Below are 24,384 nucleotides of genomic sequence, written 5' to 3'. Positions count from 1 at the left end.
GGCAATGATCCATGCAAAAAAGCCCCGAAATCGCGAGATTTCGGGGCTTCTTCTTTTGCTCGTCGCAGCGGATGCGATTACATCGCGGCGTCCTTCAGCTTCTTCATCGCGCGAACCTTCACTTTCACGCTGGCCGGCTTCGCCGCAAACCACTGGTCCTGCCCGGTGAACGGATTCTTGCCAAAGCGCTTCTTCGTGGCCGGGACCTGGATGGCCGAGACCTTGAACAGGCCGGGGAAGGTGAACTCGCCGGCGCCCTTCTTGTGAATCGCGCTCACCATGGTGTTTTCCAGGTGAGTCAGGACGGTTTGGACGGTCTTCTTGTCCAGCTCGGTCTGGGCGACCAGGTGGGCGAGGAGGCTCGACTTGTTGAACGTGTCCTTCAGCGGCTTGGCAACCGGTGCGGCTGCGGCAGCCTTCTTAGCAGGAGCGGCTTTCGTGGCGGGGGCGGCCTTCTTAGCCGGAGCAGCCTTCTTCGCTGCGGTCTTCGTTGCAGTCTTTGCTACAGGTTTTGCTTTCGTGGCCATGGTCGTGTCTTGGTAGATTTATGCGCGCCTGACAGCGATTGAGGGCGTGGCGCACCGGCGAAGAATAGCAAAATCGGCCGCGTACGCAAGGGGGTAGGCGCGATTTTGCAGCAGGCGGCTCGCTCAGCCTACCGCTCAGCGAGCGGGAAGCACGGCGAATCCGACTTGCCGCCGCTCGAGGCGACCCACCGACTTCCCGCCCGTCCACCACACGCGACCCTCGCCGTCTCCCGCTCGCGGATCGATCGGGCCGAAGAATCGCTTTATGTTTTTCTATTCATTAGTCCTGGCGCGCGGTGTCTGCGCGAGGGCGCGATCGTCCGACTCCAAAGTCGCGGCGATCCGATCACAGGTTCGATTGCTGGCCAGCCCCAACATCTGGCTGACCTCATCTCGAGAATGGCCCGCCAGTAGTTGCCGGCGGCAGAAAGTATTGCGCAATGTGCGCGGACTTGGCTCAGCGCCGGCGAACCCGATCTCTGCGAGGGCGGTGGCCGCGATGCGGCCGAAGCTCATGTCGGTAATCGGTCTGCCATCCGGGGTGAGCGTGAACAGCAAATCGCCGTCGATGGAGAGCGTCGCGCGCCGCGCGCACCAGGCCCGCAGTATCGGTACCGCGAACCTGCCCAGATGCACCGTCCGCGCATCTCGGAGACCATGTGCGCGCACGATCAGGTAGGGCGGGGCCGCGTCCGGCCACAGATCCGCCATGCGCGCTGCGCGGGCTTCTCCCGCTGTGATTCCGATACCGAGGAACGCGGCGACAATCGAGCGGCTGCGTAATCCAGCCAAGTCATCAGGGATCGACTGAATGTAGGCCTGCAGCCGCGCGTCCTCGGCTTCGGTCAGGAAGAGAGGTGCTGGCTCCTGATCTGGCCAGCGCTCAGCGGAGAGAAAGAAGGCAGCGGGGTTGTCCAGCCGTACGCCGGTGGAGACCAGATGCCGGCACAGCCGGTCCAGCAGCTTCACATACCGCGTGCGAGTGGTTTGGGAGTATGTGCGGCTGTCCGGCGTTTGCCAGAACGCGTCGATATCGGCCGTGCCAAAGGACGCGATGGTTGTGCCCTTGGCCATCAGGTGCCGGCGGAAATTCTCGAACATCGCCTGATGCTGGACGATCGAGCGCGCCGAGAAGGGGCGGCGATCGGCGCCGGCTGCTTCGCGAGCCTGCCAGTCCTGGTATGCCAAGGTTGGATTACTGAGCCAGAGGGAATCCATTTTCGTCATGCCCACTGTTATATACTGAATTTGCCCCATCCCGCACCCTTGCCACCGCTTCGCGGCGGATTTTGCTCGCAGGGGAGGGTGTCAGAACCGCGGTCGGCCATAGCGGTTGCGGCGCGCGGCGAGTCTGGCGCGGGTGCAGGCGTAGCGAGGGTAGGAGGCGTCCAGCATGTCCGCGATCCGCTCCAGGCGGTCCTCCTGCGTGAAACAGCACGCGAGCAGGCATTCCTCGGCGCAGTAGCGCATGACCTTCTGTAGCAATGCATACCGCTTTTCGGGAGGGAACTGCAGATTGCCGACTTTCGCCCACGCTTTCAGCCCTGCATGGGCCAGCGCGACGAGTTTGTCCGGCGTAGCTGGCCCGGTTTGGCACAGATCAACCGCTTCCCGATGCAGCTGCCGATAGAAATCACTCATGCCGGCTCCCCCATGAAAGGCTGGAGATCTGCGACGCTGACCCAGCGGCGGTAGATTTTCGCGCGGCCACGCACAATCTCTTCCACCTCGACATCGGCTGTCGGGCCTCTCGACCCGTTGAAGACCGAGAGTACGAAAGCTTGGCGGGCGGGGAGGGCTGGCGCAGCCCGGTAGCGCAGGGTGGCGATTGCGCCGGCCTGGATTCGTCCATAGGCGCGAAAGATGGGTGTGTCGTTGGCATGCTGGCCGCTCTGGTTGCGGAACGCAGGCTTCAGCCCGTCGAGAAAGGCGCCGAGCTGCGATCGCTGCATGCCGATGCCACCGCTGGTTTCCTGCAGGACAGGCAGGGCAGGGCCGTATCGGCGCGCCAGCGCGGCGCGCATGACGCGCCGGTACTCGGCGCCGCCGGCCAGCATCACCGATCCGACACGCATTGGCCAGGCGGCGGGCCGCAGATAGCTCGACAAGTCCGCCATCATCTGGTCGGCCCGTTGCTGGGTCATTCGCTGGTCGTAGGGTGCGATTTTAGTGTCGGGTTGCAGGAAGCCGTGTCGGGCGGACAGAATCAGGACGCGGGGCGCCGCATCGCTGCGCAGGTGCGCCCGGTATGATTGGTACATGACGCCCCGATAGAGATCGATGGCACGTGCGCTCCGATCGAGCTTCGCACCGGAACAGGCCAACAAGAGTAGGGGCGGTTCGGCCTCGTTGCAGAGCCTTTGCGCGATGGGAAACAGGGAAAGTTGCGTAGTGGAGAGCATAGGCACAGTGTCGCGTTGCATGCTTTTCACTCTACAGACTCACCGCCATAGTCAAGGCAACCGCGCGCCCAAGTAGCACTGGACCGCGCGGAAGGCCATCCATGAGTTTCCTCAAGTGTTTGGGCTTGTTTTTTTGGGTTTCCCTGATAATCGCTTTCGCAAAATCATCGGCGATAGAATGTCCCGTCGGACTCGTATAGGTGATACCTGGCCGTTAGATGATCCGAGCAGGAGCCCTGGCGCAATGCATACCCACCAACGACTGGAGAACTCCATGGCCATCACCCTGCCCGACACGGGCCTGACCGTCGACCAGTTGCGCGATATCCTCCAGAGCCTAAGCGAAGCTGGTCACGGCAACCTGCCGGTGCATGCCCTGGCCGAAGGCCTGACAGGACCGGTGCGCAGCGCCGATGTCGTGCCTGGCTGGAACCCGGCTGTTGGCACGGTGACGCTGCTCAGCGTCGATGCCAATGCCGCCACGGAACTGCTCGCGATCGCACGCGAGGTCGACCGTATGTTCACCAGCAAAGGCTGGCTCGACACGGGACACGACCCGGAAAGCCGATTGCTGGTGATGGCGCGCAAGGCCGTGGTTAAGTATGGTGCCTGATGCGCGCGATGGCGCTGCCTTTGAACCCCGCTCATGGAAAATCCCGTCGTTCATGTCCGAGCAACGGGTGAGGGGACCAAGATGTGCCATTCGACCGGTGACCAGTACGGAGGCTGCTTGGCTAGATGAATGACATCGAGGAACATGACCAATGACACATTGCCTGCATGAGCGAGGCCTCTGCTGCGAGCGGAGGTCCTGACATGGCCGGTTCGAGCTTGCTGGTACTGATCGACGACATCGCGACTATCCTGGATGATGTCGCGGCCATGAGCAAAGTGGCAGCGAAGAAGGCCGCTGGCGTGCTGGGCGACGACCTGGCGCTGAATGCGCAGCAGGTCAGCGGCGTCAAGGCGGACCGCGAACTGCCGGTCGTATGGGCCGTTGCGCTCGGGTCGCTTCGCAACAAGGTGATCCTGGTCCCGGCGGCGCTGGCCATCAGCGCCTGGGCGCCCTGGGCCGTCGTGCCGCTGCTGATGGTGGGCGGCGCGTTTCTTTGCTACGAAGGCTTTGAAAAACTGGCACACCGGTTCCTGCACAGCGCTGCGGAGGACGCGGCACATCACGCCCGTGAAATCCAGGCGATGTCGGACCCCGTCATCGACGTGGTGGCGTTCGAGAAAGAGAAGATCAAGGGTGCGGTCCGCACGGACTTCATACTCTCGGCTGAAATCATCGTCATCTCGCTGGGCACCGTCGCCGACGCCCCTTTCGGGCAGCGGCTCGCGGTCTTGTGCGCGATCGCGATCATCATGACGGTCGGCGTCTATGGCCTGGTGGGCGGCATCGTGAAGCTTGATGACGCGGGCCTGTATCTGAGCCGGCGGTCGTCGGCCGGATTCCGCTGGCTGGGCCGGGGTTTGCTGCGGCTGGCACCCTGGCTGATGAAAGCCTTGTCGCTCGCCGGGACGGCGGCGATGTTCCTGGTGGGCGGCGGCATCCTGATGCACGGCATCCCGGCGATGCACCACGTGTTGGACGCGGCGGCACAGGCAGCGGCAGGCATGCCCGCGATCGGCGGTGTGCTGTCCGTGCTGGCTCCGTTGGCGCTCGACGGTATCGCCGGGATCGTCGCCGGTGCGCTGGTGCTGGCGGCGGTGACCGTGGTGAAGGCCGGGATGCGAGCGTTGCGGCCATCGGCACGCTAGGCGGGGAACGCCGGATGCTCCTGCCGTTCGGCGGGGTCATATGCGCTCAACCGTCACTGCGGTTTGGTTCCCGGCACACGCAACTCGAGGTGTCGTGGTGGTTGGCCAATGGGGGTGCGTGACGGTAGGTCAAGGTCTCGCTGGTTATCGCGCTGGGCATGCACTCGTTGGCCGATATTCAGCACGGGTCCCAACCGCATCAGACAAATGCAGCACACGTCCCGCCAAAACGGAATCTTCACGCCCGCGGAGAGAGTACTGGCTCCTCGATTATAATTTCACGATCACGAAACAATCAATGAGCCGCCTGTCGGACCCAATGCCACGACCACTCCCTGATTCGACGCTTCCATCGCGCGCAACCATCCGTACCATTCAGCAACTGGGCGACCGCATCCGAGCCACTCGGGCAGGTGGCGGGATGCCCATTGACCAAGCGGCGAGGAGTTGCGGTGTCTCGGTCGGCATGCTGTCCAAGTTAGAGAATGGCAAGGGCGTCAATCTCGAGCACGTCCTGCGTGTGTTGGACGGACTGGGTTTGACAATGCTGGTCGTGCCCAAGGCGCATGCACCTTTGCTCGAGCGGGCTGCGGCCCATGCGGTCAAAGGCGGTGAGGTGGCTTGGGAATAGCATGCGGACTCATGTCGGCGGTGCGCACTGACCGCGAAGACGTTAGCATCCTGACGTACGCTGGCAAGTCCAGGCACTGGTAGCCAGCGGCCGTCAACGCCCGAGCCTCTTCGTCAGAAAAGACTGGCGAGAACAGCGCCTTGGTCAACGTCCACCCTTTCACCCGGCGCCCCTCCTTTGTCGACATGAATCGCTCAATGTGTCGCTCAAATTCGGAAAGCGAGGACCGGATGTGCTTGCTCGCACTGCGCTTGCACGAGCCGAAGCGGATATGCCGCGCGTCCTCGTCGAGTGCGACGATGTCGATCTCGATCGCGTTCTGTTCGTCTCGGGGCCGATTCCAGTAGCCCAGTTCGATGGAGGTCAGCGAGAAATCGCCCACGCCCTTTCGCGAACACTCTACGTGCAACTGACGAATCAGCTTCTCGAACGCGTATCCCTCGTGCCCGTGCAGCCGAGGGAGAGTCAGATCGATCGCCTTCGATAGCGGCCGCATGCGGGAAGCGTCTCGCGCCGGCTTCACGACCGACAGCCACGCCTGCAGAAAGTTGTCGGTGATGTAATAGCGGGCGTTGCGGCTCTTGCTCTCCGAGAACACCGGGTGGCGTTTGTCGACCATATGGTAATTCTCGACCAAGCGCTTGACTGTGACCTTCAATGACGCTTCGTCTTCATCCCGGAGCAGTGTGCCGACCAGTTGCCCGTGGCTCGAGCCCGGATGTTCCGAGAGGAAATTTAGGACCGAGAGCAGTCTGCCCTTCACCTCACGGAGGAAGGATGTGTCTGCTTCTTCGGCCAGAGGGCTGCCTTCACGAAGGAACATCCGCTCGAGCAAGGCTTCCTGAAACTGGGCGCCCACCTGAAACAGGCCTTGGTCGTACGCGTCCCGGTAGAACTTGGGAACGCCCTCGAAGAAGCCCCAGAGCGTGAGCCAATGGTGCGGTTCGCGGATATCGTGGGCGCGGTACACCTCGATCAAGTCCTGGAAATCCCAGTGCTGCAGATCGATAGTCGCGGTGAGCCGCCCAAAGAGCGGCGCACCCTTGTCGTCGAGGAGCGCGCTCATTTCCGACTGCAGGGAGCCAAGGACAAACAGCCCGCCCCCTTGCGTATCGCGCAGCCGGTCCACTTGCTCCTGCAGGAATGAGTTGAAGGCGTAGAGCCTCGTCGCCGTGAAATACTGGAATTCGTCCAACACGACGATCAGGCCGCGGCGGCATAGATCGCCAATCACGCGAGCCATCGAGGCGAAGTCAGTGACTTGCGGGGCCAGGGCATTTGCGATCTCGGATTCGCAGTCTTCCAGCGCCCGACGGAACCCAGCCGCCACATCTCGCTCGTCTGAGTCTGGTATCTGCATGTAGACCATCCGGGCAATTAGCGACGGTTCGCTCTTGGATAGCTCGCGCAGCAGGGTTGTCTTGCCAATGCGTCGTCGGCCTTGGATGCGGCAGAAGAACCAGTTTGGACCATGAATGATCCGGTCCAGCGTCTCCAGCGTTGCCATCCGTCCGTAGAATTCCCAGGAGGCCATGCTTTCTACTTTAGTTACATCAATGTATCTTAAATGTTTGTCGCCAGAAAAGCTAGGCAGCAGAAGGCCTGCGGCGGAAAAACTAGCCTCCTTTGTGAACGGGATGGGCTCGTTGATGAGCTCCAAAATCGCGGGTTTTCGTATAAGTTACAAAAAGGTTTCTTATTCTGAAAGATACTCCTTCTGCTCTCCGCTGCCTCCTACGAACCCCAAGTTAGCTGGACTCGCGCAATTCCCCCGAATGACTCCCCGTGCCAGCATACCTGGCCGGAAGAGTAGGGCCTCGATCAGGATGGGCGTTATTCTCGGATGCGGTCCTCGATCGGTGCGGAAATGTCCCCTTCGCTTGGCGTGCGGACGTGCCTTATGCCTTGCTGGACCATCCGATGCGGTGCCGCCTTCTGCAGGCGGCTTTTCCTCGGCCGCGGCGTGGGCGGCAACCTAGGCGTTGCGGGGGGAAATCGGCGCTCGTAGGTACCCAGCTGCAGGGAGACAATCACTCCGTCCCAGCCTCTCCCAGCATCCGATACCCCATTGCCCGGTACCCTCGTTGGCGCTTGTCCCACATCCGCAGTAGTGCCGCGTGGCCAATGTCGACAAAATCGATGATCCGTACGTCAGTCTTATCGGCATGTTCCCGGTGCAGCCGGCCCGCGTACTGTTGCAGGGTTCCCCGCCACGACACAGGCATCGCCAGCACCAGGGTGTCGAGTGGCGGGTGGTCGAACCCTTCGCCAACCAGCTTGCCAATCGCCAGCAAGACGCGAGGCGCGTCGGCTGGCAGGGCGTCGAGCGCCGCGATCAATGCGGCGCGTCGCGGCTTCGACATCCGCCCGTGCAGCACGAATAGGGAGGAAACTTGCCCGTCCAGTGCAGCCTGGATGGCCTCGAGATGTTCGGTGCGCTCTGTCAGCAGCAAAATCTTGCGGCCTTTCTTGAAGGCCTCGAGCACTTCCGCAGCGATGGCGTCGGTGCGGACCTGGTCGTGGACCAGATGCCGGAATACCTCCTGAATGCCAGACTCTGACGGCAGCTCGATTCGCGAAAGGCATGTGTGCGGTACGACCTCCAGCGCGTGAGGTGCGCTGGCCGGCTTCGCCGCCGTGTACCGGATCGGCCCGCACTGCATGAAGATGATCGGCTGCTGGCCATCCCGTCGAATCGGGGTGGCGGTCAGGCCGAGCACGTACTTTGCCTTGGCCCGTTTCAAGATCGCATCGAACGACACTGCGCCGATGTGGTGACATTCATCGACGATGACATGAGCGTAGTGCTCGACCAGTGGGTTGACTTCGCCCTGCCGCGACAGAGATTGCATCACTGCGATGTCAATCTTGCCGGAAGGCTTGAACTTGCCGCCGCCGATGGTGCCCACCACGCCTTTGCCGACGCCCAGAAAGGCTTGCAGGCGCTCTTGCCATTGCTTGAGCAGTTCCGTGCGATGCACCAGCACCAAGGTGTTTACACGTTTACACCGCGACGAGCGATCATGGCGGCCGCGGTCACCGTCTTGCCGAAGGCGGTCGGTGCGCATAGCACGCCAGCATCATGTGGCAACATCCCGGCAATAGCGGCCTCTTGGTCCAGGCGCAGCGTGCCGACAAAGCCAACATCGATGGGCTCACCCGAGTAGCGCTCGTCGCGTAGATCACAGTGGATGTCGTTGTCGCGCAGCAGTTCCAGCGCGGCATTGAGACAGCCGCGCGGCAGGGCGATGTGCTGCGGGTAGTTTTCTGCATTGCCGATCACGCGTGGCTTGTCCCACACTGACATCCGCATCGCTTGCGCCTTGTAGAACTCGGGGTTCTGGAATGCCGCCAGACGAATCAGGCGGTTGGCCAGCGGCTGCGGCAGTTGCGCCTTCTCAAAATAGATCAAATTGGCCAGGGTGACGGTCAGCGACTCCGGCATCTTGCCTGTGAGCTTCTTTGCCCTCGACGCTTCGTGCTTCCATGGCGTGGCTAAGTCCTCATCGCCGATGAAGGTGACATCCAACGGGTGGACGCTACCGGTGGCACGAAAGATGGTTGGCTCGATGTCGTGCGGTACCATTGGCTGGATTGACGCTAGGAACGCCCACTGGTCGGGATAGGGATGGAGATTGGCGTCGACGAACACGCTACAGCCCTGCTCACGCGGTCGCTTCTGCAGTGGCAGCGCGATCAGATTGCCAAAGCCGCCCTTTGGCATCGTGTCCTGGTTGGGAAACAGACGGTCATAGGACGCCAGCTTGAGCTGCCGGCTGCGCGAGCAGGTGTGGCTGATGATGGCTGTGCCCAGGCGACGCGCATCGCGCGCCGGCACCTTGCCCGCGAAGAAGACCCAGGCATGCGCGCCCTGGCCGGATCGGGAAATCTCCAGCGCGACCGGCACTCCCAGTGCCCCGCAGGACTGCACGAAGGCACGGGCATCGTCGCGCCACTCGGCCTCATCGAAATCGGCGGCGAGAAAGTAGCAGGCGTCGTCTTCCAGCAGCGGATAGACGCCCACCGTGTGTTCACCGGCCAAATGGTCGTAGATGACCTGGTCCGAGAGCGGGATCAGCAAGCGGTTGCCGCAGTCGCCGCACTTGATGCGCGGCTTCTCGCAAACGCCGGCGCGCCATTCGTTGGCGCAAGCTGGCGCGTAGCCAGACTTGCCTGTGGACTTGCTCTCCCAACGGATCGGGTAGGCATCCGTGCGGCCGCGAAACAACCGGCGGAACAGCGCCACCTTGTCGACCGTGGAAAAGCGCGACCGTTCCGCATCCTGAACGCCAGGCGCGGCCTCCTTCGGCCGCAAGCGCCATTCGATGCCATGCGCTTCCAGTAACGCGATCAGGCGGGCGTTCTCGGCTCGCAGCGCGGCGAACGCATCACGATCAGCCATCGACGCCATACTCGGCCAGCAATTCGTCCATGTCATCGCCCACCCCGTAGCCGAAATTGTCACTGGTACGACGTACTTGGGCAAGACGGGCCCAGAGTGCCGGCCGCTGTGTATCAGACAAGGTAGCGATCATTTGCAGCGACTGGTCGAACATCCGCACCAAGGCGTCGAAATAGCCATCGTCCTGGTAGCCAACATCAGCGCTGAAGCCGGACGCCCGTTCGCAATAGAACACCATCAGTTCGGCCATCCCTTCCGGCTGGCCATTGGCCTTCTTGTACTCCGAGATCGCCTTTTTCGCCTTGGCTACCGAGGTGTCCTGATTCTTGAACAGATCCGGCCACAGCCAGCGGTCGATGGTCACTTTGTATGGCTTGAGCACATCCTGGCCCAGGGTAAACCGGGCGTGCAGGAAGGCCTGGTTGTCCTTACTCGCCACGTACAGGGCCTGTACCAGCCCGATCAGGCCGGCACGGTCGAAGTCGGCCAGCTTGGTTTTGACATCGCTCCAGGAGGGCGAGGATTTGTGGGCGGCCTTAGGCTTTACGTCCGGCATTGACATGCTCCTTCTGTGGAAGATCCGCGCCCGTGTCGTAGGTAGCAGCGCGGGCGCTTTGGAGTGGCACGTCCGACAATGCAGCTCCAGGCCGCGACTCGCCGCTCCCTGCGTTGTTTGGCTACCGACCAGCCGCAGCGCGGGACTTCGGTTTCGTAGAATCCGCGCGGGCGTCCCTTCTTTTCGGGACAGGCTTCCCCGCTGCGCCCCCTACCGGGAGCGTGCAGAGTGGAGAGCTTGTTCACGTGGCGGCAATGTAATCAGTTGGGAGGCCCAGCCACCTGGGGTGCCTTCCAAGCTGCGAGTTCCGAGGGGCGCAATCCGTAGCGGGCCAGTACGCCCTCGTGTAGCCGTCGGAGCTCTTCTACAATCAGCGCTTGCACGTTGTCACGATCAACCTCTGGCACTTTTGCCATGACGACTTGCCGAATCACGGATAGCGCATCCTGATCGGGGTGCAGCACGACGTCCCGGATCGTTTGTTTGATCACATCACGCCAGGCTAGGCGTAGCGGATCGGGTTCCGCCAGATCCTGCTTGATGGCCAGGTACTCTTGCGTTGAGCGCTCGTAGGCCCAAACGAAGAGATCGCGCAGCAATTCGACGCGGGTCATCTCATACATGCCAAGGATGGCGCGGCTATAAGCTTGCTCCGGCACATCCAGGAACGTCAGCGGACAAAGGTTTGCACGGAACAGCGGCAGATTGGCCGCCAGGCGCGAGGTGCGTTTGTTGACGTCCGCGAATGGCTGCAGGTATGGCAGGTGCACCAGCACGAAGAATGATTGTTCGAAGGGATCGGCAATCTGGTTCACTTTCTCGAGCAGGACATCTAGTGCCTCCTCAATTTGCTGTGGTGCTGACAGGGGGCGGTAAACACTTTGGCCAATGTCCACGGCGTGCTGGCGAATCCGGCCTTCATCGGCGGGGTTGGGCAACAGGTTCTCCGACAAGGCGCTATGCAGGTTCATCAAGGTATAGCGGTCGAAACCGACCGTACCGACGTTCTCCACTAGCAGTTCGATGGCAGTCTTGTGGTTGAGGATCATCTGGGTTTCGATGGCCGCCTTGCCTTGCGCCGCCTTCCCGTGCTCAATCAGCTCACGGGTGTCCAGGCGGGAATAGGTGTTGCCCTCCAAATGACTCGATGCCCATGACAGGTCGATCAGCAGCCGGTTCAGGATGGCCCTGCTGTAGGTGCCCGCGGGGGCATCAGCCTGTGCGGTCTTGCCCATCTTGTGTAACTGACGCCGAAGCGATTCCGACAGGTATCGTGTGACATTGGGCTGATAGGCGTCAAGGAAGTCGCGTTGGTAGCCCACGGGCTTGCGCGCCTCCGGAGGCTGATCGATATACGCCACGATGTCGCGGCTGTCGGCGGAAAGTGGGATGTAACCTGGGAAGCGGTCTCGCTCCGGCGCGGTCGCGGCAACCTCTGTCGTTTTCGCCCCGAAATAACGACGGGCGCGCCCTTCGCCGATTGCCGTGACCTGTCCGCCATCGATCCATTGGCTGATCCAGCGTTGGGCTGTCCGCCGCGCAACGTCGGGATGCTGTGCCAGCAACTCGGCGAGCATCAATCCCGCGGAGGCTTTCCGAATGCTTTCTAACAGGGCGTGGGCAGCGGACATATGGGCCGTGGCGCAGTTCGCTTGAGGGGGTGGCATGATTGTGGCGCAGTTTTTCGAATTGCGCCACAAATTGGCGCGGATGTGGCGCAGTTTGAAGATTTGCTTTAGTGATGCATGGGATACCCGGCGCGGCCAGCGATCGCGAGCGCCTTGTGAGAGGGGCGGCGATCCGCGCCGGCCGCCTCGGACGAGGCGGGTATCGCTGGCAGTTGGGCGGCAGGGCACGCACCGTTGGCATGTTAGACGCACGGTCTGCCATAGCGGTTGCGACGCGCTTGCAGACGCGCTCGCGTGCACGCATAACGTGGGTACCGCGCATCCAACATCTCGGCAATCTGCCGCAGGCTATCCCATTGCGTCGGACTGCACTCGAGCAAACTCCCGTAGGCGCAGTAGCGCAGGATCTCGTGGAGGAGGGCGTGGCGCTTTGGCTCCGGGAAATGCAGATTGCCTTCCTTGGCCCACGCCTTGTAGCCGGCGTGCGTGAGGGCCAATAGTTGGCCAGCTGTGCCATCGAGATTCTCGCTGAGGGCCTTCGCCTCCTGGTGCAGCGCTTTTTCGAATTCGCTCACGCGGCCTCCTGCAGCGGGTGAAGATCCGCCGCGCCGACCCAGCGAGGGCCAATGCTGGTGCGACCGCGGATGATTTCCTCGACCTCCACGTCGGCGGTCGGTCCGGATGGGCACCGGCTTCGATCCAGCCGTAGCGCCGGTAGAGCGGCGTGCCATTGGGGTGATGGCCCATCGGCTCGTTGAACCTCGGCGCAAGACCGTCGAGAAACGCGCCGAGCTGTGAGCGCTGCATGCCACCGATGCCGCCGGTCGTTTCCTGAATGGCCGGCAGCGTGGTGTTGTACTGGCGAGCGAGCGCGGCGCGCATGACACGGCGGTACTCCTTGCCGGCGGCCAGCAATACCTTGCCGACCTGGGCTGGCCAGTTCGCTGATCCCGCGAATGCTGGCAGATCGGCCAACATCGCGTCGGCACGTGGCGCGGTCATGCGCTGGTCGTAGGGATCGATCACCGCGTGCGGATCCATCGTGACGTGCGGAGAGGATCAGGACATTCGGTCTGGCCTCCCGTCGCAGGTGCTCCCGATAGGGATTCGTACATCACGCCTTGGTAGAGGTCAATGGCACGCGCCTGCCGGTCGAGCTTCGTGCCGGAACAGGCAAGCAGCAGCAGCGCCGGAGCGTTGGCGAGGTGGACGCGGCCCGAAGAGGTCGGGAACAGGGAGAGCTGCGTTTGGCGGGAGAGCATTTGCATCGTCGTCGAAAGGGGATGCTTCTACTCTATCGGCGCGGATGTGAAGTCAAGGAGCGACAGCCGCGAACGGGGCGGCACTTTCGCGCTTTCGATTCGCATCCATGCCGGCCGGAAAGAGCACCTCGAGTCGTTGCGGCCATGCGACGAGGTCGCCACCCGTCTCGAGGGAGACCCTTGGCCGCTCGCGACCTTCCACGTTAGGTGGCCGAGCTGCTCGGCGGCGTGTGCTCGGGGCCATACGCCCATCTCCTTCACCATCGTTTCATACTTGTTTTTCGTATCGTATCGTATTATTTTTAGTACGATATCAACGGGAGCGCGAGCAATACGAAATGGCACGTCCGGGCATCACCTACGAGCAAGTGGTCGCGGTTGCCGAGGCGCTGGTCGCCCAACAGCTAAAGCCAACGCTGACCGCGGTGCGGGAGCGATTGGGCAGCGGCAGTATGAACACGATTCATCGGTACTGGTCGACCTGGCAGGAACAGCAGCAGAAGCGGCCACTACGCAAGCTCAGCGAACCGAATTCACGCCTGCTTGCCGCGCTGGGTGCCGAGTTGTCCAAAGTCGCCGAGGAAGCGGCCGCCGAAGCGGAGGCCGCCCTGGCGCAGGCGATGAATGAGCTCGCCGCGATGGCAGCGAACGGCGAAGCGCTTGAAAAAGAGCGAGACGACCTGGCTCAGCAGCTCTTGGAAGTGACGACCGATCGCGATACCGTCGCGGGCAGGGCGAACGAGCAGGCCGACGAAATCGAGCGCCTGCAGCAAGGGGCGGCGCGCCAACAGGAGGAGTTGGCACGGGTACGGCGCGCGCTTGCACAAGCGGAACTGCGCCTGGAAGCAGTGTCTCGCCTGGAGGACGAATTGGCCGCGGTACGGGGTCAATTGGGGAGCGAGCAGGCTTTGCGCGCAGCGGCCGACAAGGCCGCGGCAGTTGCCGAAGCCCAGCGCGCGGCAGAAGAGGCGGCTCGCCAACGGGCTGAAGCGCGTTTGAGTAGCGCCGAGACGCGGGAAGGGCAAGCACGCCAGGAACTGACAGAGGTACACGCCGCGCATCAGTCCACGCAGGACAAGCTCATTGAAGCGGTTAGCCTGGCCGCTGAGGCACAGGCCGAGCTGAGAGCGTTGCGTGCTCACTTGGGGGCCAAGGGCGCGGAGACGGCCGCCGTTGGAAGTCAGCAACCGGACGAAGCGAGCGCGAACGCCGTGGGGGCCGACGAAAGCAAACCGCCGGCGCGATCCCGTAGGCGGCGCTAACCGCGATCGGCATCTCCAGTACGGACTCCTGGGTGGTCGTATAACAGCCTGGGTCCTGCGAGATCTCCCCGGATACTGCGTCGGGCCCATTTTGGCCACCGCGCTGAGCCCGGCCGTGCAACCGCTCTTGCTGCTGCACTAAACGGCAAGCGACTTGCATTACCTGGGTTTCAGCGGCAAGCGCAAGATGCAGAACCTGAAGCCGATGCCGAAGATCCGGGCGTAGCGTGAGCATCGCACTTGAGGTGTTAAACACCAGCCTTTCAACCGTCCCGCGCGGCCGGCGCGCACGGACGGCTCCACTGTGTTTTTGCCGGGTAAGGTGTTCTGAGACATGCGCGCACTTTGATTGCCAGATGGTGGCACTATTGCTACCATCCCCATCATGACAGACACCCGTAGGACCTTGGAACAGATGCGCCGGGAGCCTGCCAATGTGCGGTTTTCGGACCTCATAAAGGTGTGCGAAGCATATTTCGGTACCGCCAGACAATCGGGAAGTAGCCATGCGGTGTTTAAAACACCTTGGCCGGGCGACCCACGTGGGAACGTTCAGAATGACAAGGGAAAAGCCAAGGTGTACCAGGTGTACCAGGTGCGCCAAGTGCTGAAAGCGATTGAGAAGCTGCAGGAGGGAAAAAATGCCAACTGACCACTACACGTACCGAGTAACTTGGTCGACCGAGGACGGGGAGCACGTCGGGCTATGCGCGGAGTTCCCTTCATTGTCTTGGCTCGCATCAACGCCTGAAGAAGCCTTAGCCGGTATCCGGCAGGTCGTTGCCGAAGCCGTTGCCGACATGAAGTCAGGTGGCGAAGAAATCCCCGTCCCGCTGGCGGACAAGCAATATAGCGGCGTCCTATCGCTTCGGATCCCGCCGGAGTTGCATCGTTCCTTGGCGACTCAGGCGGCGGAGCAAGGCGTCAGCCTTAACCGTCTCGTCAGCGCTCGCTTGGCTGTTCTGGCATAGGGAATGCAAATCAAATTTTCCCGGCGAAGGCGGCCTCGGCGTCAAACTGACGCTTGAGGTATAAAATGATGTCTACCGTTCTGTCCAGGCAAAGTTGTAATGTCCGGTCACCAGCAAAGTTGAAATGTCCGGTTGTCCTTTGTCCTTCCAGCTTGTTTGTTCAGTCTTTTGGGGTTCCCGTAGGGCGGTGGTGCTGGCCTGACTCGAGTGAGTTCGGCTCAGGGTGAAGATGTCATGCCAGCGGAGCGGATTTGAATTCCAGTAGCAAGCTGAGTTTCAGTTCTCCGTTCCGTTAAGCGGCCACGGCTGCTGCTGTAAGCGTTGCAGAGCTTCCAACATATCGTTCTGCCCGAGCGACCGCTGCGACTTCTTGCCGGGCGGTCGTCCACGCTTGCGGGGAGCTCCCTCCGTGCCAGGCACAGATAATGACCGCGTGTTGTCGCGTTTCTCCTGAACGTATTGCGCCAACTGCAGCACGTGCCCCAGGCGCTTGTTGTCGACGATCGCGCCCTGATCCACTTCCGAGAGCCGATCGTAGATGGTGTAGGGCAGGGCCGTGCCATTGGCCCGAGGCTCGATCCTGCCATCCGGGTAGTGATAGACATCGATGTAGCGACCGGCCAGCTTCCGATGCTCGGGCGTATCCCTCAGCAGGTAGAGCATCTTGTCGTACTGGATCGTCAGGCTCTTGGACACACAGCGCGGCTCGCGCCACGCGAAGATAAGGTCCAGGTTCTCGTCTGGACGCAGCGGCCGATGGGCGTTGTGGTCATTGCGCGGCGCCTTGGCAAAGCGCGCGTTATAGTCAGCGATGAATTCTGCCATGAAGGCATTGGCTGCCTCCATCGTGTTGATCCCACGCAGGCGCAACTCCTTGACCAGTCTGTCCTGCAAGGTCAGGTGAGTCCGCTCGACACGGCCCTTGGCCTGGCTGCTGTTGGCGCAGATGCCTTCGATGTTCAGCTCGAACAAGGCCCGCGCAAACTGGGTGTGGCCGTCGCCACTGGTTGCTCCTTTCTTGTTGATCCGAAAAACGCTGGCCTTGTCGCTGTAAAACGCCACCGGCTTGCCGTGGCGCTCCAGGTAGGCCCGCGTCGCCGCAAAGTATGTGAACGTGGATTCCGAATGAGTGAAGCGCAGTTCCATGATCTGGCTGGTGGCGTCGTCGACATAGACCAGCAGCGTGCAGGCCGGTGCCCGCTCCTCGAACCAGCGGTGATCGCTGCCGTCGATCTGGATCAGTTCGCCATAGCAGGCGCGCCGGTTACGAGGCTGGTAGACCTTCGGCGGCCGCTGTTTGCGTGGCACCCACAGGCCGGCTACCGTCATCAGTCGGCGGATCGTTTCTTTGGACAACGTTAGCCCATGGCGCTCTCGCAGCTTCTCAGCCGCGAGCGTTGGACCAAAGTCGGCGTAGTGTTCCCGAATCAGGCCGAGGGCCACGGATTCGCGGTCCGCTGGCATGCGATTGTTGCTGGGTCGACCGCGCCGGCGAGAAACCAGCCCGGATGCGCCTTCCTGCCGGTAGCGCTCCAGCAGCCGCCGGAATTGCCGGTCCGTAATCTCGAGTCGTTCGGCGGCCACGCCGGGCCGCAACTGACCATCCACGACCGCCTGGACGATCTTGAGCCTGTCTAACTCACGCATGCTTACTGTAATGACCTCGGTTCCCGCCATCCCCGGACATCCTCCATTGCATTCAACCGGGCAGGCTGAATACCACGAACGGGCGCCTCAGGCGGACATTTCAACTTTGCTAGAACCGGACATTACAACTTTGCCGCCACACGTTCCGTTCGCATAATACTTTTTATGTTAAATCATTCAGTGCGACCGGGCACAGCACGCACATAACAGCGCAGCGTGGACCTCTTCCTGGCTTCTTTCCATAAATGGAGGCCTGCGGTACGCGCTATCAAATGACCAGCAAATAGAAGCGCTTCTTCTAACTTACTGAAATTATTAGCATTTATATCAGAGAGAGGCTCGTAGCTTCGAGGTCGTGAAGTAAGCTATCAAATTAGTTAGCGATTGTGACAGCGCCGGCCGCAAGTTCATCGTGAGGCCGCGACAAAAGGCCTCTAGCCGCTGGCTGTCACTCTAAACGCACGAGCCTGGCGCGCCGACTTCGACGCCGGTCGCCGCGACCTCCGACCAGGCACTCGCCTGGAGGAGTGGCTGCATCGAGGGCAAGGCCGTGCGAGGTTGTGCCATGAGCTGCTGCAGCGAAGACCATACCACCGTGGTGGAAGGGCTGCGGCTGGAGGAACTGCTCAATCGTTCAACTACCGTTGCAAAGACTTTCTGGTCCGAAGGGGAACGTTTCTGCCATAAGAAGTGGCAGCCCAGGAACAGAAGATTGGTCGCCCCTCGAGAAGTCCCAGAAGGGCAAGCCAGTAAAACTCCTGCCACGCATTCTTCCAGATTTATGAGCCCACACAAGGCCGATGGCCGACCCCTTGTTCAGCGTGGACACCAAGGACTTCGACATCGACAAGTGTCGGTTCGCCCTGATCGCCAGCAGCGCGTTGCAGATCGTGATCGGCGTGACGGGGCGCCCACTACAGACGCCTGCCGCCATTTCCGACAACGGATAGGGCACGTCCGTCCGGCCAAGTAGCGTCCATAGCGAGATCATTTTGAAGCCCGGCCCTTTGGTGTGCCTCATAATGGCACCCTCATATAACCAACGCATCACGCATGACCTCCAGCTTTCGCGTCTATATCGACGAGTCGGGCGACGAAGGATTTGTGTTCCTTCCCAACGAGCAAGGTAGTTCGAGGTGGTTCGTCCAGTCCGCCACGGTAGTTCGCACTGTGAACGACCTAGCAATGGTGCAACTCGTCAAGAACGCTAGGGAGCTACTGAGGAAGCCTGCTAAATCGCCCCTGCATTTTCGCAACCTGCGGCATGAGCACCGGGTGCCTCTGGCGCGCATGATTGGGGAGGCGCCACTGCGGCACGTGCATGTGCTGGTCCACAAGCCCTCAATCGCCGACCCGGAGGTTTTTCAGCAGGAGGCGTTTTCCTTATACCGCTACACGATCCGCCTTTTGCTGGAACGCGTGAGCTGGCTGTGCAGGGATACCGCGCGCCCTGGTGAGGGTGATGGTAAGGCCGAACTGATTTTCTCGAACCGATCGGCGATGTCCTATGCCGACCTCCATCATTACCTTGTGCGACTGCAGGGCCGGGAAGACTGCCGCATCCATTGGGACAGCCTCGACCTTGATGGCGTGCGCGCAGTGAATCACGACCAGTTGGCAGGCCTGCAGGTCGCCGACGCCGTGGCGACGAGCGCGTTCTACGCAGTCCACAGAAATCAGTATGGGGAGACGGAAGACCGATACCTGCGCATGCTCGCACGCAACCTGTATCGGCGCAATGGACAGGTGGACGGCTACGGCTTGAAGTTTTGGTGCGGCGACGCAGAAGATGGGGAGCGTCGGCGTGTGATCGCCGCGGTGCGCGACGACTGAGAAAAGACGGTTGCAGGCCCCGGATTCGAGGATCCCACCCAAAACGGGCTGCCGTCTTTCGACGACCTCTACAAGCTCCGCGCTTGCCTGCAACACCCAAATTATACGAGCCCTGATGCGATTTTCGCAACAGGGCTGGTTGGCCGCTGGTGGCAGCGATCGCGCGATGGAACCGCTCATGTGACGGATAATGCAGGTGAATACTGTATAAATATACAGTACACTGGGGGCAGGAGCTCGCCATGCTAACCGTCGCCCCAGAATCCATTCATCCGTCACTTTGGCTTGCCTCGCAGCTTGCTCGGGGCAACGCACGCACCGTTCCAACCGGGTATCCGTCGCTCGACAAGGAGCTTCCGGGCGGCGGCTGGCCGATCGGTTGCCTGACGGAGTTGCTGCAGCGCCAGCCGGGTATCGGCGAGTTGCGCTTGCTACGCCCTGCTCTCGTCGCGCGCTCGAACCGCCCTGTCGCGCTTCTGGCACCGCCGCACGCGCCTCAAGCGTTGGCGCTCGCCAACTGGGGCGTCCCGTCCGCGCAGACTCTCTGGATCGAAACCCGGCACACCGCTGACGCCCTGTGGGCCGCGGAGCAGATCTTGCGCGCCGGGACCTGCGGAGCGCTCGTCTTTTGGCAGTCGCACCTGCGTAACGATGCGCTTCGGCGTCTGCATCTTGCCGCCCAAGCCTCCGATGTCCTTTTCTTCGTGGTTCGTCCGACGGCCTGTGCACGCGATGCCTCGCCGGCGCCGCTGCGCCTGACATTGGAGCCCGCATCGGACGGAATTCGTGTGCAGTTCGTTAAGCGTCGAGGCCCGCAGCAGGAATCGCCGCTCCACATAGCGCTGCAGCCCTCCCCCATTCTGTTGTATCGCCATGCTGCGCCTGTGGATCTGCCTGCGCCTGTCGTCCCTGCCCCTCGAAGTATTCCGACCGAACTGGTCCACTGAGCTAGCGGTTGCTGTCCTGGACAGGGAGCGCGTGCATATGGCGTCGCCGCTGGCCATTGCGGCCGGCGTGAAGCCGGCAATGCGCCGCGGTGGCGTACAGACGATCGCACCGCAGACCATTCTCTTTGACCGCGATGGTTGCGCAGAACTGGCGGCGCTCGAGCGTGTCATGATGGCGATGCTGCAGTTCTCGCCCAATGTCGCTGCGTCCGAGGAGGCGGCGGTGCTTGTCGACATCAGCACCACGCTGCGACTATTCGGCGGCGTCCGCAAGCTGCGGCAACGGATGCTGGCGGCCGTCAGGGCAATGGGGTTCAGTCCTGTCGCGGGATGCGCACCAACCGCCGAAGGCGCTTGGCTACTTGCGCGCTCTGGTGGCGGAACGGCATTAAGTATGCCCACATTGGTGCGAGCGCTGGTCGGCATCCCCGTTGCGATCCTGCCGGCGGCGCGGCCGTTTGATGAGTGGCTGGACGGACTCGGCTGTCGGACGCTAGGAGACCTGCGCCGGCTGCCGCGCGCAGGCCTGCAGCGCCGATGCGGCGCCGCCATCCTTGAGGCGTTGGATCGCGCCCATGGGGAAGCACCTGAAGTCTTCGAATGGGTCGAAGCTCCCCCATCGTTTGACGCCGCGGTGGATCTTCCGGATAGGATGGACAACGCTGAGTCCGCCCTTGCCTACACTCGCGGCTTGCTGGTACAGATGGTCGGCTGGCTAACCGCCCGGCACCTGGCCATCAAGCGGTTTGCGGTCGAACTGCGCCACGAGCGCGGCCCCGCTGCCATCGCACCAACGAAGATTGAGATTGCGCTGGCCGAGCCCAACTGGCATGAAGAGCATTTGGTTCGCCTGCTCAAAGAGCGTCTGACGCGGCTGACTGTCGAGGCGCCGATGATTGCCGTCGCGGTGTCTGCCATCGAGACCGAGCCGGTGGCACCCCCCAGCGATTCATTGTTTCCAGAACCGGGCGGCACGCCGGCGGACCATGCACGCCTGCTTGAGTTGCTGGTGGCACGCCTCGGCGCTGACAATGTCCGCCAACCGTGCTTGCGTGCAGACTACCGCCCGGAAGTCGCCAACAGCTGGCAGTCTGCCACTGACAAGCCGCCCAGCGCAACGTTGCCCGCAGGCCTGCCACGTCCTGTTTGGCTGCTCGGCAAGCCGGTGCCGCTGATTGAACGCGACCACCGTCCCTTCTACGGATCGCCACTGCGTATCGTCTCACCGCCTGAGCGCATCGAGTCGGGCTGGTGGGGCGGCCAGCTGGTGACACGCGACTATTTCGTTGCGGAGGCGAAGGACCACACCTGCTACTGGATCTTTCAGGAACGCATGGGCAGCCGAGAAGGCGATGAGGCTCGGTGGTATCTGCATGGCCTCTTCGGCTGAAAACCATGGACATCAACGCCAAGGCAGGTCTGCCCGCCTACGCGGAACTGCACTGCCGCTCCAACTTCTCCTTCCTCGCCGGCGCCTCACGGCCGGAAGAGCTCGCTGAGCGCGCCGCTCAGTTGGGCTACCACGCGCTCGCCATCACGGACGAGTGCTCGCTAGCGGGCATCGTTCGTGCCCACACAGAGGCCAGGAATGCCGGCCTTCGCCTTGTAATTGGCGCCTGGTTCCGGCTGCAGAACGCCGACGGCTCTCCCGCGCTCTCATTCCTTGCGCTTGCCCGTAACCGCGAAGGTTATGGCAACTTGTGCGAACTGATCACGCTCGCGCGCATGCGCGCCGCCAAGGGTTCCTATGTGCTGACCCCACGCGACTTGGCCGCGCCCGAAGCGCCGTCCGAGCATCTGAAGGGGCTGCCAGATTGCTTGATCGTGTTCACGCCGGACTATGGCGTGGCGGCCGAGAAGCTGGAGGCGCAATCGGCATGGGTGAGCGCGACTTTTGCTGGCAGGGCGTGGATGGGATTGAGCCTGCTCTACAAGCCGATGGACGATATCCACCGCGGCACGGTCGAAGCGGCCGCGGCGCGACATCACCTGCGCATCGTCGCCACTGGCAACGTCACCATGCACGTACGCTCGCGCAAGCCGATGCATGACGTGCTGACTGCCATCCGTGTGCATCGCCCGGTTCCCGAATGTGGGTATGACCTCCTGCCTAACGCCGAGCAGCACCTGCGCTCCCGCTTGCGACTCGCCAACATTTACCCGCACCGCTACCTGACGGAGTCGGTCCACATTGCAAACCTGTGTCAATTTTCGCTGGACGAGCTCCGTTACGAGTATCCCGAAGAAGTGGTGCCGGATGGCGTCACGCCGTCCGACTATCTGCGGGGCGAAGCCTATGTCGGCGCGCACCGTCGCTATCCGGACGGCATCCCCCTTGCCGTCCAGCAGCAACTCGAACATGAATTCGCACTGATCCGCGACATGTCGTATGAACCCTATTTCCTGACGGTCTACGACATCGTGCGGTTCGCCCGCTCCAACGGCATTCTCTGCCAGGGTCGCGGGTCCGCAGCCAATTCCGCCGTCTGCTACTGTCTCGGCATTACCGAAGTTGACCCGGCACGCGGCAACCTGCTGTTCGAGCGGTTCATTTCAAAAGAGCGCGCCGAGCCGCCCGATATCGACGTCGACTTCGAGCATCAGCGCCGCGAGGAGGTGATCCAGTACCTGTATCGCAAGTACGGGAGGGACCGCGCGGCACTGGCTGCCGCGGTGACCACCTACCGGCCTCGCAGCGCGCTGCGCGACACAGGCAAGGCATTAGGTGTGGATCCCGCGATCGTCGACCTGGTCGCGAAATCTCACCATTGGTTCGACAGCAAAGCGGATCTCCTTAAGCGTTTTGGCGAAAGCGGCGTGGATACGGAAGCGGCATTGTCCCAACGCTGGGCACACATGGCCGTGTCGCTGCTTGGCTTCCCGCGGCATCTCTCCCAGCACACAGGAGGTTTTGTGCTCGCGCGTGGCAAGCTTTCCAGGCTGGTGCCAATCGAGAACGCGGCCATGGCCGATCGCAGCGTGATCCAGTGGGACAAGGACGACCTTGACGCCTTGGGGTTGCTCAAGGTTGATGTCCTCGCGCTCGGCATGCTGTCTGCGATCCGGCGAGCCCTGGATCTGGTGACGCAACAACGCGGAGAAGCCTTTGAGCTGCAGGACATTCCAGCGGAAGATCCGAAGACCTACGAGATGATTTCGCGGGCGGATACGGTGGGCGTGTTCCAGATTGAGTCGCGCGCCCAGATGTCGATGCTGCCCCGCTTGAAGCCGCGCACCTTCTATGACCTCGTCATCGAAGTGGCGATCGTTCGGCCGGGCCCGGTTCAGGGTGGCATGGTGCATCCCTACCTGCGTCGCCGGCAGGGCTTGGAGCCGGTCAGCTATCCGAGCCCGGAGATGGAGCAAGCCCTGTCCCGCACGCTGGGTGTACCGATCTTTCAGGAACAGGTGATGCAGGTAGCCATGCTGGCGGCAGGCTTCTCAGCTGGGGAAGCGGATCAACTGCGTCGCGCCATGGCCGCCTGGAAGCGAAAAGGTGGGTTGGAGCGATACCACGAACGCATCGTGACGGGCATGCTCGAGCGCGGCTACGATCTGGAGTTCGCGGAGAGCATCTTCCGGCAGATCCAGGGCTTCGGCGAGTACGGCTTTCCGGAAAGCCATGCAGCAAGCTTCGCACTTCTCGTCTACGCGAGTGCGTGGCTCAAGTGCCACGAGCCTGACGCCTTCCTCTGCGCCATGCTGAATAGCCAGCCGATGGGCTTCTACACGCCATCCCAGCTGGTGCAGGACGCCAAGCGCCATGGCGTCACGGTTCTTCCTGTTGATGTGACAGTGAGTGGCTGGGACGCCAGCCTGGAAAGTCATGAAGGCTCGGTGCTGGCTGTACGCCTGGGCCTCTCGCAGCTGAGGGGCATGCGCCGCGAAGCGGCCGAACGCATCGAAACGGCACGCGCACTCCGGCCCTTCGCCTCCGTCAAGGTTCTTGCTCGCAGAGCGTCGCTAGACCGGCACGATGTCAATGTACTGGCCGCTGGCAATGCGTTGATTGGCCTTACGGGTAGTCGACGCCAGGCGATGTGGCAGGCGGCTGCAGCGGTACCTGACAAGGATCTGCTGCGGCCCGCGGATCTGGACGAGCCAATGCCCGAACTCTCACAGCCAACGGAAGGCGAGGAGATCGTCAGCGACTATCGCTCGCTCGGCCTCACGCTGAACCGCCACCCGCTTGCCCTGCTCCGCCACAAGCTTGCTGCATTGCGCTTTGTGCCCGCCGACGTGCTTGCCACCTACGCGACGCGGCAGATTGCCCGTGGCTGCGGAATCGTGACCGTACGGCAGCGGCCGAGCACGGCGAATGGCGTGGTCTTCTTGTCATTGGAGGACGAGACCGGTACCGTCAGCGTCATCGTCTGGCCGTCCGTGATGGAGAAGTACCGACGCGAGGTATTGACGGCCTCCCTACTCGGTGTCTATGGCCAGTGGCAATGCGAAGGCGAGGTGCGGCACCTGATCGCGCAACGCTTTGTCGACTTGTCGCCCATGCTTGGATCCCTGGACACCGCGAGCAGGAATTTCTGCTAACAGTATCCTC

22 protein-coding genes are annotated in these 24,384 nt (G+C 62.1%); 11 read left to right on the top strand and 11 right to left on the bottom strand.

Annotated features, from left to right (window positions below):
• Positions 1-77: 77 nt before the first annotated feature.
• The 4 genes from AC3WQZ_RS05245 to AC3WQZ_RS05230 all read right to left on the bottom strand — a co-directional run bounded on the left by AC3WQZ_RS05245 (position 78) and on the right by AC3WQZ_RS05230 (position 2,950).
• A complete protein-coding gene (locus tag AC3WQZ_RS05245) occupies positions 78-527 on the bottom strand; it encodes an HU family DNA-binding protein (protein WP_454749783.1) in 450 nt (149 codons plus the stop codon).
• A 273-nt stretch (positions 528-800) separates the two neighbouring features.
• The gene (locus AC3WQZ_RS05240; RefSeq protein ID WP_454749784.1) at positions 801-1,784 is read right to left on the bottom strand and encodes a tyrosine-type recombinase/integrase; all 984 of its coding nucleotides are present in this window, start codon (positions 1,782-1,784) and stop codon (positions 801-803) included.
• A 51-nt stretch (positions 1,785-1,835) separates the two neighbouring features.
• Positions 1,836-2,168 carry a hypothetical protein gene (locus AC3WQZ_RS05235; protein ID WP_454749785.1) on the bottom strand — a complete coding sequence of 111 codons (333 nt, stop codon included), beginning with the start codon at positions 2,166-2,168 and terminating at the stop codon, positions 1,836-1,838.
• Entirely contained in the window at positions 2,165-2,950 is a 786-nt protein-coding gene (locus AC3WQZ_RS05230) for a DUF6884 domain-containing protein (protein WP_454749786.1), read from the bottom strand. Before AC3WQZ_RS05230 ends, AC3WQZ_RS05235 begins: the two co-directional genes overlap by 4 nt.
• 253 nt (positions 2,951-3,203) lie before the next feature.
• Between AC3WQZ_RS05230 and AC3WQZ_RS05225 the strand changes: the two genes are divergently transcribed.
• The 3 genes from AC3WQZ_RS05225 to AC3WQZ_RS05215 all read left to right on the top strand — a co-directional run bounded on the left by AC3WQZ_RS05225 (position 3,204) and on the right by AC3WQZ_RS05215 (position 5,321).
• Positions 3,204-3,542 (top strand): hypothetical protein, encoded by a 339-nt coding sequence (locus AC3WQZ_RS05225; RefSeq protein ID WP_454749787.1) that lies wholly within the window; start codon positions 3,204-3,206, stop codon positions 3,540-3,542.
• 203 nt (positions 3,543-3,745) lie between these two features.
• Positions 3,746-4,690, top strand: coding sequence for a DUF808 domain-containing protein (locus tag AC3WQZ_RS05220; RefSeq protein WP_454749788.1), 945 nt, complete (start codon positions 3,746-3,748; stop codon positions 4,688-4,690).
• A gap of 298 nt (positions 4,691-4,988) precedes the next feature.
• Positions 4,989-5,321, top strand: a complete 333-nt coding sequence (locus tag AC3WQZ_RS05215; RefSeq protein WP_454749789.1) for a helix-turn-helix domain-containing protein — start codon at positions 4,989-4,991, stop codon at positions 5,319-5,321.
• Here AC3WQZ_RS05215 and AC3WQZ_RS05210 read toward each other — a convergent pair.
• The 6 genes from AC3WQZ_RS05210 to AC3WQZ_RS05185 form a co-directional block, all read right to left on the bottom strand.
• A complete protein-coding gene (locus tag AC3WQZ_RS05210) occupies positions 5,293-6,981 on the bottom strand; it encodes an ATP-binding protein (RefSeq protein ID WP_492300130.1) in 1,689 nt (562 codons plus the stop codon). The two genes, AC3WQZ_RS05215 and AC3WQZ_RS05210, sit on opposite strands and share 29 nt — an antisense overlap.
• 370 nt (positions 6,982-7,351) lie before the next feature.
• Positions 7,352-8,308: a DEAD/DEAH box helicase gene (locus tag AC3WQZ_RS05205; protein ID WP_454749802.1), complete on the bottom strand. Its 957-nt coding sequence runs from the start codon at positions 8,306-8,308 to the stop codon at positions 7,352-7,354.
• Between the two features lie 8 nt (positions 8,309-8,316).
• Positions 8,317-9,723 carry a TOTE conflict system archaeo-eukaryotic primase domain-containing protein gene (locus AC3WQZ_RS05200; RefSeq protein ID WP_454749791.1) on the bottom strand — a complete coding sequence of 469 codons (1,407 nt, stop codon included), beginning with the start codon at positions 9,721-9,723 and terminating at the stop codon, positions 8,317-8,319.
• Positions 9,716-10,279, bottom strand: a complete 564-nt coding sequence (locus AC3WQZ_RS05195) for a hypothetical protein (protein ID WP_454749792.1) — start codon at positions 10,277-10,279, stop codon at positions 9,716-9,718. Before AC3WQZ_RS05195 ends, AC3WQZ_RS05200 begins: the two co-directional genes overlap by 8 nt.
• A gap of 260 nt (positions 10,280-10,539) precedes the next feature.
• On the bottom strand, positions 10,540-11,910 hold the full coding sequence (locus tag AC3WQZ_RS05190) for a Fic family protein (RefSeq protein ID WP_454749793.1): 1,371 nt from the start codon (positions 11,908-11,910) through the stop codon (positions 10,540-10,542).
• A 239-nt stretch (positions 11,911-12,149) separates the two neighbouring features.
• The gene (locus AC3WQZ_RS05185) at positions 12,150-12,482 is read right to left on the bottom strand and encodes a hypothetical protein (protein WP_454749794.1); all 333 of its coding nucleotides are present in this window, start codon (positions 12,480-12,482) and stop codon (positions 12,150-12,152) included.
• Positions 12,483-13,507: 1,025 nt separating this feature from the next.
• Between AC3WQZ_RS05185 and AC3WQZ_RS05180 the strand changes: the two genes are divergently transcribed.
• From AC3WQZ_RS05180 to AC3WQZ_RS05170, 3 genes are all read left to right on the top strand, one after another.
• Positions 13,508-14,431: a DNA-binding protein gene (locus AC3WQZ_RS05180; protein WP_454749795.1), complete on the top strand. Its 924-nt coding sequence runs from the start codon at positions 13,508-13,510 to the stop codon at positions 14,429-14,431.
• Positions 14,432-14,816: 385 nt separating this feature from the next.
• Complete coding sequence (locus AC3WQZ_RS05175) at positions 14,817-15,083, top strand: toxin HicA (RefSeq protein ID WP_454749796.1); 267 nt, start codon at positions 14,817-14,819, stop codon at positions 15,081-15,083.
• Positions 15,073-15,402: a type II toxin-antitoxin system HicB family antitoxin gene (locus AC3WQZ_RS05170; protein WP_340520194.1), complete on the top strand. Its 330-nt coding sequence runs from the start codon at positions 15,073-15,075 to the stop codon at positions 15,400-15,402. Before AC3WQZ_RS05175 ends, AC3WQZ_RS05170 begins: the two co-directional genes overlap by 11 nt.
• Positions 15,403-15,678: 276 nt before the next feature.
• On the opposite strand, the gene AC3WQZ_RS05165 is transcribed toward AC3WQZ_RS05170, so the two are convergent.
• Entirely contained in the window at positions 15,679-17,079 is a 1,401-nt protein-coding gene (locus AC3WQZ_RS05165; protein WP_454749797.1) for an ISNCY family transposase, read from the bottom strand.
• Positions 17,080-17,849: 770 nt separating this feature from the next.
• Between AC3WQZ_RS05165 and AC3WQZ_RS05160 the strand changes: the two genes are divergently transcribed.
• From AC3WQZ_RS05160 to AC3WQZ_RS05140, 5 genes are all read left to right on the top strand, one after another.
• Entirely contained in the window at positions 17,850-17,999 is a 150-nt protein-coding gene (locus AC3WQZ_RS05160) for a hypothetical protein (RefSeq protein WP_158577658.1), read from the top strand.
• A gap of 103 nt (positions 18,000-18,102) precedes the next feature.
• Positions 18,103-18,882 carry a DUF3800 domain-containing protein gene (locus tag AC3WQZ_RS05155; RefSeq protein ID WP_058697666.1) on the top strand — a complete coding sequence of 260 codons (780 nt, stop codon included), beginning with the start codon at positions 18,103-18,105 and terminating at the stop codon, positions 18,880-18,882.
• A 242-nt stretch (positions 18,883-19,124) separates the two neighbouring features.
• Complete coding sequence (gene imuA / locus AC3WQZ_RS05150; protein WP_058697665.1) at positions 19,125-19,829, top strand: translesion DNA synthesis-associated protein ImuA; 705 nt, start codon at positions 19,125-19,127, stop codon at positions 19,827-19,829.
• Positions 19,756-21,219, top strand: a complete 1,464-nt coding sequence (locus AC3WQZ_RS05145) for a Y-family DNA polymerase (RefSeq protein WP_058697664.1) — start codon at positions 19,756-19,758, stop codon at positions 21,217-21,219. Before imuA ends, AC3WQZ_RS05145 begins: the two co-directional genes overlap by 74 nt.
• 5 nt (positions 21,220-21,224) lie before the next feature.
• Entirely contained in the window at positions 21,225-24,374 is a 3,150-nt protein-coding gene (locus AC3WQZ_RS05140; protein WP_058697663.1) for an error-prone DNA polymerase, read from the top strand.
• Positions 24,375-24,384: the final 10 nt, after the last annotated feature.

It is taken from the genome of Cupriavidus sp. FW305-26 (genome assembly GCF_058787975.1).
Note: the sequence above shows the minus strand (reverse complement) of the source record. Positions and strands in the feature narration are given on the sequence as shown.